This window comes from Nitritalea halalkaliphila LW7, from assembly GCF_000265075.1.
Classification (GTDB): Bacteria; Bacteroidota; Bacteroidia; order Cytophagales; family Cyclobacteriaceae; genus Nitritalea; species Nitritalea halalkaliphila.
The window spans coordinates 1-11,345 of sequence record NZ_AJYA01000047.1; the positions used below are offsets into that span (position 1 = coordinate 1).

Genomic DNA, 11,345 nt, shown 5'->3' on the forward strand with positions numbered 1-11,345 from the left:
GTCGGGCAGCAGCAGCTGGAGCGCCTGGGGCGAGACGCGGTTAARRAGGCASTCTGTAAGAAAAATCTWAMWYTATTAWAAAATMGTTTCTAATAAAAAAGTAAAAACGATCAAGTCACTGAARMTCATCGCSYTTACCCTTTGTCTATTTATCTGTTTTCGATCTGCTGCCGCTCGCCTAGGAACTTTCCTACCACGTACCCCCCTTTATAGGAGATGAATCCGGCTACTCCGAAAACTACTAAAAAAAACAAAACAACTACCCATGTGGAATTTTTCTTCTTTTCCATTTTTCTTACTTTTTAGATTATATGAATTAAAATAGTGTGCTATTCCGCTACCACTGGGACCTCTTGGCTGTTTTTATAATGGGCATAAGCCTTTCCCACCGCATAACCTGCTCCATAGGCTCCAGCTGTTAAAACACAAACACCTTTGCAGATTCCCCATGCTACTGCTAAAGGGAGTATACCACCTTTAGTCGTAGTTAGTTCTCGATCATTTAATACTTCTACTCGCATGCTAATTGGGTTTTACTTCCGTATCTTTAAAACCAGTGTATGCACCCACTGCAGCTCCTGCTGCGACCGTGGCGGCACCCGCAGCAACTACTCCGCATTTAGCAGCTATCGTGGCTCCAGCCCACCAAACCGCAACAGCAACGGGGAAAATACCCCCATTTAAATTCTCACTCTCCGAAAAAGAAAGTTCAACCATGTTACCATCACTTAAATTGTTCATAAAAATTAAATTAAAAAAATCCTAACTATTTCAGGCTAGTAGGAACACCTAGGCTTCACACATCTACCCCATAGCTAGCATTTAGGGCGATTGCTTTGCATACTGTAAAATAACAGCCCTTCCGTGTGAAATCATGGATGGAAAAAGAAAATAGGAAAAGAAAGAAAAAGAAAGCGATAATACCGAAAAAAGAAAGGAAACGAAAGAAAAAGAAAGTGAAAACATCGAAAAAAGAAAGGAAACGAAAGAAAACGAACAAAATCGAACATCCTCCCAAAAAAAAGAAACCAAACGAACCTATGCACTTTAACCCTCTCTAACGCTTAAATCTCGAGCGAAATGACGGCATAGCCTATGGTAGCCACGTGGTAGCAGCAAGCACCGCACCTACTTACTCCCCTTATATGCGTTTGATAAAAAAAGACTCACCGTCACCCTCCACCGCTGTAGAAGGTGACGGCAAGCCGCTCCATTAAAAGCCTACCGGCGCCCAGATACTATAGCTACGCGGCGGTACCTGTATCTTTACCCACTGGTCTCCCTGTGTAAAAGGCTGCCAAGAGGAATGCCCCGTATAGTCTTTAATCTCCGTATTCGCCCAATTCGTGCGCACCCAGCGCTCCTGCCAAAAGTCTGCATTGTTAATGTACACGAGCATGCCTGGGCCACCATTCCGACGGGCAATGTACTCGTCCTGATCCACATACAGGATGGATGTATTGCCGAAGGCCAAATGCCCACGGATCCAAAGCAAATTATCCAAGCGCTCCTTATCCAGCCATTCCTCATAATCCGAATAAAAAATACAGGGGTATCCCTCGTGCGTTAAAATGTAGGCATAAGCCAAATTCTTGCGCCAAATTTCGTCCGTATCATGATTTGCCACAAAGGTCACCGCCTTCATCGGGTTTCGCTTCCAGAGCATATCCCCGCTTAAGGCATTTAAATTGTTTTGGTCGAAGGCCTGCTCCATCAGGTAGTAACAGGCGAAATCAAAGGCCGAAGAGGTCTGACTCGTGGCATTTACCCAGTCTTCCAAAGACTGAGCATTCCCGTCCCAGAGCTCTCCTACAGAAAAGCCGCCGACTTCATTCACCCAGTCCCGTACCACCCAGGCACCAAAACCTTTCACGTAATCGAAGCGCCAGCCATCGAAGCCCATCACCTCCTTGTAATACTTGGCCACCGCATCAGGCCGCTTCCAAAGCCAGTCTTGTACGTAAGGCTTGACATGGCTCAGGTCTGGAAAACCACCGAAAACCCCTTCGTCTGCATGACGCATATCATTCGGGTGAAAATCTAGATAGCTGCGAAAAAATTTACCCGAAGCAGGCACGTAGCTGGTAAACGTTTCCGTACCCGTAAACGGATTAAATTCGGCATTTCCCCCGCTATTATGATTAAGCACGATATCCGCGATCACCTCCAGGCCCTCCTGGTGCGCACTGCCGATGAGGGACTCCAACTCCTGACGCGAACCGAATCGAGTTTCCACGGAGCCCTGTTGGTCGAACTCCCCAAAATCATAAAAATCAAAAGGGTCATAGCCCATAGAAAAAGGCCCATTCATGGTTTTATTTACCGGAGGAAGCCAGATAGAGGTGATGCCTGCTGCACTCCACGCACTCACTTTAGATTCTACATGCTCCCACCAGGTGCCACCTGCGGGTACATCCCAGTAGAATGCTTGCATCATCACGGGACCTCCCAGCTGACCCGCACGCGCAGCAGCGTCGGGCGTATTTGGCGTCTGGGTAACTTGAATTTCGTGCTGTACCCGCTCATCCCCTTCCCGTAAATCCGTGATCTCCTCTGTTAAGGAGGAACAGGACCAAAAGGCGAAACATAGCGATAGGCTAAACAGCAGAAACAGGCGCGGCATTCGGCTGCCGCCAAAAGGAAAACTTCGGGTGTACATAGTTTTGGGTTTTTGTTAAAAGCTACATGGAAAACCAATATCCTTATGCATTTAGGTATTATTTCCAATGTTTATTCTGAAAATGTACAGATAAGCCGACAATAAAACAAATAGAAAATAGTAAAAAAACTGTATTTTTTTAGACAAACGTTTGCGGCAACGTTTGCATAGCCCGACACTGAGGGAGATTAATGATCGCCTCCAGCCTGTGCACCGCACCGAGATGGGGAATAGATACCCTTTTTCCCTCCTGGGGATAAAGCCACCGAGCTACTAAATAGGCGTCCGCTACGTGGCTCTGATGATGGAACAATATTTCTGCTCAGATTGGTAAAGCCAATGAAAACCCCTACCTTTGCGCCCTTATTAACAGTACCTTACTATGCAGCTCTCAAGCACTTCATTTTTTAAACGCCCATACTTCTCACTAAAAACCGAACTTTTCGCTGGACTAACGACTTCCCTCGCCCTGGTGCCTGAGGTGGTAGCCTTTTCTCTTCTGGCGGGCGTCTCCCCATTAAGTGGCCTTTACACGGCCTGCATCATCGCCCTCATCACCGCCCTCATCGGTGGAAGACCCGGCATGATCTCTGGGGCAGCAGGCGCCACAGCCATCGTCATCGTCTCCCTAGTAGCCACCCATGGCGTAGAATACCTCTTCATCGCCGTCATCCTCATGGGCCTTATACAAGTCCTCGTCGGGGTATTTAAACTGGGCAAGTTTATCCGCCTCGTACCCCATCCCGTGATGTTCGGGTTCGTAAATGGCCTGGCCATCGTCATCGCGATGACCCAGCTGGAGCAGTTTAAGTGGGAGCCCCTCCCGGGGCAAAAGGAATGGCTCTCCGGCACCGCCCTCTACACCATGCTGGGCCTCGTCGCAGCTACCATGCTGCTGATCAAGTTTCTCCCTAAGGTCACCAAAAGCATCCCCGCAGCGCTGCTGGCCATCCTAGGCCTGTCCCTGCTCGTACACTTTAGCCCCATCGAAACACGCCTGGTGGGCGACCTCGCCTCGATTAAAGGCGGGCTGCCTCAGTTCCATTTGCCCCTGGCACCCCTAACCTTAGAAACCCTCTATATCGTACTTCCCTACGCACTCATCATGGCAGGGGTAGGACTGATCGAAAGCCTGCTTACCCTTACCCTCGTCGATGAAATCACAGAAACCCGCGGAAATGGTAATAAAGAATGTGTGGCACAGGGAGTCGCTAACATGACAACGGGCTTCTTCGGGGGCATGGGGGGATGCGCCATGATCGGGCAGTCGCTAATCAACCTAAAAACAGGGGGACGCACGCGGCTTTCTGGGGTTATGGCGGCACTCAGCCTGCTGGCCTTTATCTTGTTTTTCTCTTCCTACATCGAGCGTATCCCCATGGCAGCGGTGGTAGGCCTGATGTTTATGGTGGCCATCGGTACCTTCGAATGGGCCTCCCTAAAAGTCTTCCGCAAGGTGCCTACTCATGATGTACTCGTCATGGTGGTAGTGACGCTGACGACAGTTCTCCTGCATAACTTGGCCCTCGCCGTGCTGGTGGGCGTGATCATCTCCGCCCTGGTTTTCGCTTGGCAAAACGCCAAAATGATCCGTGCCCGCAAACATGTCGATGCGCGAGGCAAGAAACATTATGCGATCTACGGCCCCCTCTTCTTTGCCTCCACGACGGCCTTCGGCCAAAAGTTTGACCCTCAAAACGACCCCGACGAAATCATCATTGACTTCAGCGAAAGCCGCATCGTGGACCACTCCGCACTAGATGCCCTACAGAAGATTTCGGCACGCTATGAAAAGCTAGGCAAGCGTGTATTTATCCAAAATGTAGATCCCAGCAGCAAGATTTTGCTGCAGAAAGCAGACCAGCTCCTGACACTTCACTACCTAGAGGATGCCGCTAATTTCCGCGCACGCACAGCAGAAAATGAAAAATCCTTAGTTTAAATTAAACATTTTTCATTTTTAAGCGTATTTGCGACAATAGGCGTTTCTTTTAGTTCTTATATGTTCGCAAAATACTGCTCGGCGATCCTGTTCTGCCTGATCGTCACCTTCTCCTCCCTACCGCAGGCATCCGCACAGCGGGAGGTGAATTTTATTCCGGAACTTTGGGGCGGTTTTATGACCTCAGGCCAAATCGCCCCCCGTTTATCCCTGTGGCTCGATACGCACTTCGTTCCCGAACTATTTCTTATCGGCCGCGGAGGGCTAACCTTTCACTCCGCCGATCAAAAGTGGTCCTTCACAGCCGGATATGCTGCTCTCATGCTGCGCACTGGGTTTTCTGATGGACGACTCGTGCGGCCGGAACATCGGCCCTGGGGCCAAATCGTCTACCGCCTCCCCCCAGCCGGCCCCTTTACGAGTAGCCTGCGCTACCGTCACGACATGCGCTACCGCGCGATGCTCGATGGAACAGAAATCTTAGACGAGTTCCAGCTCAACCATCGCCTGCGAGCCAATTTTAGCATGCGCTATAATTTTGGCCGAAGGCTAAGCCCTCATTTTAATACCTCCATTTCTGTCTTAAATGAGTCCCTGTGGACGGTGGGGCCTGCTTTCGCAGAAAACCCTTACGAGCATCGAATCTGGCCTATGCTGAATATTCAGCATCGTGCCGTCACCTTTTCACCTGGCTACCACTTCCGACTGTCTTTCCCGAATCCAGAAACCTTGAATGTGCGCAGTGGCTTTTTCCTTTGGGTGACGATTAATTATGACTGGCGTAATTTCAAGCGCCACTTCTTACGCGAATTCCCGACAGATCATATGTAAGCTGCCAGGCGCAGGCTCTTCAGTAGTCTAAAACACGCTGACACTAAAAACCTAAGACCCTTTACCTTGTTTCCCAAGCTGAAGGGTTTATTTTTGCCCCTATAGAATCCCGCTCCCAAAAAATGCTGAAACACCGCTTACGCTATAGCCTGCTGCTGTCTGCTCTCTTCCTGCTATCTTGTGGCTCGGGCTCCAGAGAAAACGAAGCGCAAGAAACCGATGAGACGGCTTCCTCCAAAGGTATTTTGCGCATCGCCGCAGCCGCTGACCTGCGCTATGCGCTCGACTCTATCGTCAGTCGCTATTCCGATCCGGCGGCTATCGAAGTCATCTATGGCTCCAGCGGAAAACTGTACGAACAGCTTTCCCGAGGCGCTCCTTTTCACCTCTACTTTTCAGCTGACATCCAGTATCCCGAACGGCTCGTAAAGGCCGGAAAAGCAGGTAGCGCCGTCTACCCCTATGGCCTGGGTCGACTCGTGCTTTGGCAGCGACAGGGAAAGCGGGAGCAACTGGCAGACCTGCAGGCCCCCGAAGTTCGGAAAATCGCCATCGCGAATCCGCGCCATGCGCCCTATGGCCTGGCAGCTGAACAAGCGCTTCGAAGTAGCGGACTTTACGAGGCGCTGCGCGACAAGCTGATCTTCGGTGAAAACATCGCGCAGACAGCGCAGTTTGTTAGTACAGGTGGTGTCGAAGCAGGCATCATCGCACTGGCGCTGATGCGCGGAAAGGCCCTGCATGCGCTAAACCCTGCCTACACCCTCCTACCGGAAGAACTGCATGCCCCCCTGCTACAGGCGCTATCGTGACGGAGGCAGGTAAGGACATGCCCGAAGCGGAGGCCTTCTTTCGCTTTGTGCAGCGCACAGAAACCAAAGCCATCTTCGCGCACTTCGGATTCCAATCCCCCACCCCATGAGTGACTTAGACCTCCTTCCCTTCTACCTCTCCTTTAAGCTGGCCGCCTACACCACGATCGGGCTCTTCCTGCTCGGTCTGCCGCTGGCGTACTGGTTGGTCTTCCGACCAAAGCGCTACAAAGTCCTCTTGGAATCCCTCATCGGCCTGCCGTTAGTACTTCCTCCCACGGTTTTGGGCTTTTACTTGCTTAGCTTATGGAGTCCAGAGGCCTGGCTGGGTGGTTTTTTGGCAGAGTATTTCCATGTCCACCTCCTGTTTACCTTTCCGGGACTGGTGATCGCCTCCATGCTCTATAGCCTGCCCTTTATGCTACAGCCCCTCCAAGCAGGCTTTCGGGCCTTTCCAGAGACCCTGGTGGAAGCCGCCTATGCCCTCGGTAAAAGCCCCTGGACAACGTTCTGGCGCGTCATCCTGCCGAATAGCCTACCTGCCCTACTAAGCGCCGGCATGCTAACCTTTGCCCATACCATCGGCGAATTCGGCGTCATCCTGATGGTAGGTGGCAGCATCCCCGGCGAAACCAAGGTAGTGGCGATCAGCATTTACGATGAGGTGGAGGCGCTCAATTATGCCGCCGCGAACCGCTATGCCTTTATTTTACTGGTCTTCTCCTTCCTGGTCTTGCTCACCGTTTACAGCCTCAACTATCGCCACCAAAAATTTTTACGCCTGCTATGATTCACCTCCAACTTAAAAAAAATCTTTCCGGTGCGGATGGGCCCTTTACCCTGGAGGTGGATTTGGCTATCGCCAAAGGGGAATTTATGGCGCTTTACGGTCCTTCGGGCGCAGGAAAAACCAGTGTGCTGCGCATGCTGGCTGGGTTTATGCGTCCTGACGCGGGCCTGATTCGGGTAGGAAATGAAACCTGGTTCCAAAGCAGCAAAGGCCTGTACCTCCCTCCCCAAAAGCGCTCCATCGGTATGGTCTTTCAAGCCTACTCTCTCTTCCCAAACATGAGCGTGTATGAAAACCTGGCCTTTGCCCTTCCTAAGGGCGCTTCCACTGACAGCATTCGGGAACTCCTGGCACTGATCGAGCTGGAAGGGCTGCAGGACAAGCGCCCCCATATCCTTTCCGGAGGCCAAAAACAGCGGGTGGCCCTTGCGCGGGCGATTTTGCGCAAGCCAGACATCTTACTGTTAGACGAGCCCCTTTCGGCACTGGACACGAAAATGAGGGGCAAGTTGCAGGACATGCTGCGGACCGTTCATGCGCGCTATGGAATGAGTACCCTACTGGTCAGCCATGACCTCCTGGAGGTGCAGCGCCTGGCCTCGCGCATGTGCCTGCTCGAAGGGGGAAGCATCGCCTATGACGGTGCTCCTGGTGACTTTCACTTGGGCTGAACCGCATGGGCGATGCTGTTAGGGTGGAAACTACTGTGCATCCAAGCGGCGCATTTCCTGAAAAAGCTCCAGAAATGCGAAAGGCCGAGACGTTTCGGATACGCGGGAGTCACGCACCTCTTCGTAGCGACTGAGAAGTTGGGCTGCTCGGGCTCTCAAAGCCAAATCCTCCGCTGAAGGCTCCGAGTCCTTCGGAATGGCATAGACGAAATGCCCCTCTTTTGCGCTAGCAACAGGTATTTGAAAAAAATCGCGTGTCACGAAATCTCCCGTTTCCTCCTGGTGGCGTGCTGCTTCCACGAAAAAATCTACCGCGGCATCCGGATACCCGAAAAAATAGCCATAGGCACGGAAGCGATCGAACTTTTCCTCAAACTCATAGAGGGTCAACAGCTGCTCTGCCGGGCTGTCCGGAAATACGCCACGTTTCAAAAAGAAATCGCGCTGCGCAGCGATACGGTTTTCAAGCGCTTGGCGATGGAAGACCAGCAACTCAAAGCCGCGTGACTTGCCGTAAACAGCACGAAAGGGGATAAGCACGAAACCCACCTGCTCATCGGCGAGAAAGCGAAAGCTGTCTTGTATCGCGCGCATGCGTGCAGCCGCTTCCTCCTCGTCGAGTAGTTTCCCTGTGAGGGTGTCGATAGCAAAGGAAATGTGCTGCACCGTGCTGATGGGTTTTACACCTCCGAAAACAGTAAAAAGTCCCTCGTTTTGGAGGGTTTGTTTCGCGAGGGAGTCGGCCCACTCTAAAGCCGTTAGCGGTGGCTGCTGAGCGAAAACGGTGGGCAGGGTTAGGCTCAGAAGAAGGAGGAGGCAGGACAAGTACTTCCGAAACAGAAGTGCGTGGTGCGGAAAGAATACGTGCATAAGAAAATTAATAAAGCAGATAGTTGAGTTGAATACGATACTGGGTGAAGGCATGCTTCGGCTGCTGCCGGTGTGCCACGGCCAAGTCTAGCGAAAAGGCATCCTTGTTCAGGTTTTGCCAAAGCCAGGTAAAGGCCACGCCTCCTGTGACATGCTGCTGCCCATAGAAAAGCAGGTCCGGCTGCTGCAGAAAACGGCCGACCTCACTTGTCGGGTCAGGAAACTGCGAAGCGCCGGGAAGACTGAGCCCCAGCTGAGGACCTGCGAGGAGTGTAGAACGCCCTATTGTGACCAGAGAGAAGCTGGCGGCAGTTTCCAGTGTCGTCACCGAAAAGTGGCGAATAGCACCCGCCGCGATGTCCTCCTGCTCCTGAGCCCACCACTGCCAGTCGAAGCGGTAGAGCGCAGTTTGGCGCCGATTCCGCCACAGGTGCACACCCGCCACCTCACGCTGCGCATGCAGGAAGTTGACCGCCTGAAAAAGAGGATCTAATCCATTCCCATTTTGGAGGGTAGCGCGCAGCTCCTGCTGGTACGTGCCCGGAGAGAGGTGTCGCTGCAGTCCTCCCTGAAGCCGGAAGGTTTCCTGCCGTCCACTCCCAGCATCTAGAGGAAAGGCGATGCCATCTCGAATCTGGAAGGTTTTTTGGGCCCTGCCCAAAACCAAAAACACAAAACCCTCCTTACCCCACTGCTGCTGGGCATGCAGCTGAAGCGCCCACTCCTCCTGAAACTGGTTACGGGTGAAGCTTTGGAAAGCCGTGCGCGTGAAGGTCTCCAGTCCACGCATAAAACGGAGGCGAAATTCCTGTGCGGCAAAGGCCCCAATCTGGTTTTCCTCGATGCCGCGGGAAAAAGTGCCTGCCAAGCCCAGGGAAAGCCCCTTTTGAAGGCGTAGATTTTGACCAAGATGAAGTTGGTACCGGTTAGCACGATAGAGCGGACGAGGTTCGGCATCCATGGCCGCTGTCGAGACCTGGTACTGCAGCCGGAAAAAGCTACTCATCCTTCCCCTCACATAGGGAGCGGAGTGGCCCGAAACACCCACTGCGACCTGATCTCCTGACCATGGGGAGCTGCTCTCTTGCGCCAGCAAAAAGGGGTTTCCCTGCTGTGCGGAGCCCTGAAGTAAAAAGGGCCGCAGGCTTCCAGCTCTCGGGTGTAGCCGAAATCCCCCTGAAAAGACCAGCTGCCCAGTTGTTTACGCGACTGCGAGGAGAAACTCACCTCCTGAAAGCGTTCGGGAGCCAAGGCAGGGACCAAATTCCCCGATCCAGAAGCATGGTGCAGCGCTGCCTGATAAAATTCGGGCTGGTCTTCCGACTGCATTAGAAAGGGGAAAGCGGCATGCCAGGAAACGTCCAACTGCTGCAGGTACCAAGCAGGATGTAGGGAAGAGGACTCCCCGGCATCCTTTCGTGCCAAGGAGTCTGCAGATGAGGCCACTGCACTTCCCCCAAGCAGCATTAGCAGAAAGCTAAAATATCCTAGCATGCCTTTCGCTCTCATGGGCTTACACGTTATCGGTTAGTAGGTGCCGGGGTCGGATTTATGACGAAATCCTCAGTGCTGTTATTGGTGTCCTGATAGAGGAGATTGCCATCGATGGTTTGGGTTTTACGGATGATCGATTCGCTGGTGTAGATGCCATTCACGAAAGCAAAACCGGCGTCTTGTGCACAGGAATGCGCTTGAAAGCGGCGTCACCCTCTCCTCTTAAGGCCTCCACTGCGTCGATGATCAGATTTGTCGGCACACGAACCACAGGAGGGCTGTTCGGATTCGCACCGGGGATAGCCACCTGCTCGAGGGCCTCAAAATTATCCGTTCTCCAGATGATCGTTGCCGGTCCGAAAACAGGAACCAGGGAGAAAGTACCGTTAAACGGATGGTACAGCATCTCCATATTGGGCACATTCGGGGCATCTACATCTCGCTCGGAACCCACCACAAATAGCTCAAAATCTGCCTGACTCAGGTCTACGGGACTGGCTGGATTAGCCACTTCGGCGCGGTGATTAATCCCTTGCTGCGCGATCGTGATGGCCGTAAAAGGTGCCAGCACGTGGGTATTGCCATTTCCTGGGATTCTCCAGGCGGTGGTGATGAACACATTGTCCTGATCGTCTGCGAACGGTGTAGGCAGTGTATTCGGGTTGATTTGGCCCGATGGGCCAAAAACATTCGATAAAATCAAGCCATCCAAGACAATCGGCTCACTGGAGTTATTATAGATTTCGAAAAACTGATCGAAGAAATAATTAGATCCTTCCGGGGTACGCGAGCCGGTGTAATAGACCTGACTGATGACCAGATCTCCCGTAATGGCTCCCGAGAGGCGCGCCTGAATCGGGCTGTTCGCCACGGTGGGGTTCAGCATCAAATTATTATCGACGAAATTCAGATTCACGCGGACCGCTGCGCCGGTGAGTAGCTCTGCCTCGCTTTCCGTTAGGGCGCGGCTGGCTTGTAAGGTGTAGATGCCCGGGACCAGATTCGCAAATTCCACCAATCCGTTCGCGCCGGTAACTGCTTCTTCGCGCTGCCCAGAGGCGGCATTGGTCAGCGTAACCTGGACATTTGGAGCAGCCTCTTCGGCGAAATCTTCAGGGAAAAGCACCTGTATGGTGGCATCGAAGCGTTCCACACGCGGGGTATCGTCGGTGGAACAAGCTACCAGCAGCAGAAGTAGCGCCAGTAAAGCAAAAGGGTAGTGAACGTGTTTCATACTAAATAGATAAACGGTTAAATAAATGTTGATACAATTAGA

Annotated in this window: 12 protein-coding genes and 1 pseudogene; 5 read left to right on the forward strand and 8 right to left on the reverse strand. The window is 52.4% G+C overall.

What is annotated here, in order from left to right:
* Positions 1 to 149: 149 nt before the first annotated feature.
* The 4 genes from A3SI_RS19035 to A3SI_RS13380 all read right to left on the reverse strand — a co-directional run bounded on the left by A3SI_RS19035 (position 150) and on the right by A3SI_RS13380 (position 2,659).
* Complete coding sequence (locus tag A3SI_RS19035) at positions 150 to 290, reverse strand: hypothetical protein (RefSeq protein WP_156810305.1); 141 nt, start codon at positions 288 to 290, stop codon at positions 150 to 152.
* Positions 291 to 329: 39 nt separating this feature from the next.
* On the reverse strand, positions 330 to 521 hold the full coding sequence (locus A3SI_RS13365) for a class IIb bacteriocin, lactobin A/cerein 7B family (protein ID WP_009056700.1): 192 nt from the start codon (positions 519 to 521) through the stop codon (positions 330 to 332).
* 1 nt (position 522) lies between these two features.
* Positions 523 to 741, reverse strand: a complete 219-nt coding sequence (locus A3SI_RS13370; RefSeq protein ID WP_009056701.1) for a hypothetical protein — start codon at positions 739 to 741, stop codon at positions 523 to 525.
* A 472-nt stretch (positions 742 to 1,213) separates the two neighbouring features.
* Positions 1,214 to 2,659 (reverse strand): alpha-amylase, encoded by a 1,446-nt coding sequence (locus A3SI_RS13380; protein WP_009056706.1) that lies wholly within the window; start codon positions 2,657 to 2,659, stop codon positions 1,214 to 1,216.
* A 382-nt stretch (positions 2,660 to 3,041) separates the two neighbouring features.
* On the opposite strand from A3SI_RS13380, the gene A3SI_RS13385 reads away from it, so the two are divergent.
* The 5 genes from A3SI_RS13385 to A3SI_RS13405 all read left to right on the forward strand — a co-directional run bounded on the left by A3SI_RS13385 (position 3,042) and on the right by A3SI_RS13405 (position 7,705).
* Complete coding sequence (locus A3SI_RS13385; protein WP_009056707.1) at positions 3,042 to 4,601, forward strand: SulP family inorganic anion transporter; 1,560 nt, start codon at positions 3,042 to 3,044, stop codon at positions 4,599 to 4,601.
* Between the two features lie 60 nt (positions 4,602 to 4,661).
* The gene (locus tag A3SI_RS13390) at positions 4,662 to 5,432 is read left to right on the forward strand and encodes a DUF2490 domain-containing protein (protein ID WP_009056709.1); all 771 of its coding nucleotides are present in this window, start codon (positions 4,662 to 4,664) and stop codon (positions 5,430 to 5,432) included.
* A gap of 122 nt (positions 5,433 to 5,554) precedes the next feature.
* Positions 5,555 to 6,244 carry a molybdate ABC transporter substrate-binding protein gene (gene modA / locus A3SI_RS13395; RefSeq protein ID WP_009056711.1) on the forward strand — a complete coding sequence of 230 codons (690 nt, stop codon included), beginning with the start codon at positions 5,555 to 5,557 and terminating at the stop codon, positions 6,242 to 6,244.
* A gap of 106 nt (positions 6,245 to 6,350) precedes the next feature.
* Positions 6,351 to 7,034, forward strand: a complete 684-nt coding sequence (modB, locus tag A3SI_RS13400; protein ID WP_009056716.1) for a molybdate ABC transporter permease subunit — start codon at positions 6,351 to 6,353, stop codon at positions 7,032 to 7,034.
* Positions 7,031 to 7,705 (forward strand): ABC transporter ATP-binding protein, encoded by a 675-nt coding sequence (locus A3SI_RS13405; RefSeq protein ID WP_009056719.1) that lies wholly within the window; start codon positions 7,031 to 7,033, stop codon positions 7,703 to 7,705. The genes modB and A3SI_RS13405 overlap by 4 nt, the downstream gene beginning before the upstream one ends.
* A 30-nt stretch (positions 7,706 to 7,735) precedes the next feature.
* Here A3SI_RS13405 and A3SI_RS13410 read toward each other — a convergent pair whose 3' ends face one another.
* From A3SI_RS13410 to A3SI_RS13425, 4 genes and pseudogenes are all read right to left on the reverse strand, one after another.
* On the reverse strand, positions 7,736 to 8,575 hold the full coding sequence (locus A3SI_RS13410; protein ID WP_156810307.1) for a hypothetical protein: 840 nt from the start codon (positions 8,573 to 8,575) through the stop codon (positions 7,736 to 7,738).
* Between the two features lie 7 nt (positions 8,576 to 8,582).
* Positions 8,583 to 9,671, reverse strand: coding sequence for a DUF6850 family outer membrane beta-barrel protein (locus A3SI_RS13415; RefSeq protein WP_394330381.1), 1,089 nt, complete (start codon positions 9,669 to 9,671; stop codon positions 8,583 to 8,585).
* Positions 9,590 to 10,084, reverse strand: coding sequence for a DUF6850 family outer membrane beta-barrel protein (locus A3SI_RS13420; protein WP_009056723.1), 495 nt, complete (start codon positions 10,082 to 10,084; stop codon positions 9,590 to 9,592). The genes A3SI_RS13415 and A3SI_RS13420 overlap by 82 nt, the downstream gene beginning before the upstream one ends.
* Positions 10,085 to 10,095: 11 nt before the next feature.
* Positions 10,096 to 11,303 (reverse strand): annotated as a pseudogene (locus tag A3SI_RS13425) (DUF4876 domain-containing protein).
* Positions 11,304 to 11,345 lie beyond the last annotated feature (42 nt).

Coding starts and splice junctions, on each gene's coding strand:
- A3SI_RS19035 (WP_156810305.1), bottom strand. CDS start 290: ATGGAAAAGAAGAAAAATTCCACATGGGTAGTTGTTTTGTTTTTTTTA.
- A3SI_RS13365 (WP_009056700.1), bottom strand. CDS start 521: ATGCGAGTAGAAGTATTAAATGATCGAGAACTAACTACGACTAAAGGT.
- A3SI_RS13370 (WP_009056701.1), bottom strand. CDS start 741: ATGAACAATTTAAGTGATGGTAACATGGTTGAACTTTCTTTTTCGGAG.
- A3SI_RS13380 (WP_009056706.1), bottom strand. CDS start 2,659: ATGTACACCCGAAGTTTTCCTTTTGGCGGCAGCCGAATGCCGCGCCTG.
- A3SI_RS13385 (WP_009056707.1), top strand. CDS start 3,042: ATGCAGCTCTCAAGCACTTCATTTTTTAAACGCCCATACTTCTCACTA.
- A3SI_RS13390 (WP_009056709.1), top strand. CDS start 4,662: ATGTTCGCAAAATACTGCTCGGCGATCCTGTTCTGCCTGATCGTCACC.
- modA (WP_009056711.1), top strand. CDS start 5,555: ATGCTGAAACACCGCTTACGCTATAGCCTGCTGCTGTCTGCTCTCTTC.
- modB (WP_009056716.1), top strand. CDS start 6,351: ATGAGTGACTTAGACCTCCTTCCCTTCTACCTCTCCTTTAAGCTGGCC.
- A3SI_RS13405 (WP_009056719.1), top strand. CDS start 7,031: ATGATTCACCTCCAACTTAAAAAAAATCTTTCCGGTGCGGATGGGCCC.
- A3SI_RS13410 (WP_156810307.1), bottom strand. CDS start 8,575: ATGCACGTATTCTTTCCGCACCACGCACTTCTGTTTCGGAAGTACTTG.
- A3SI_RS13420 (WP_009056723.1), bottom strand. CDS start 10,084: ATGAGAGCGAAAGGCATGCTAGGATATTTTAGCTTTCTGCTAATGCTG.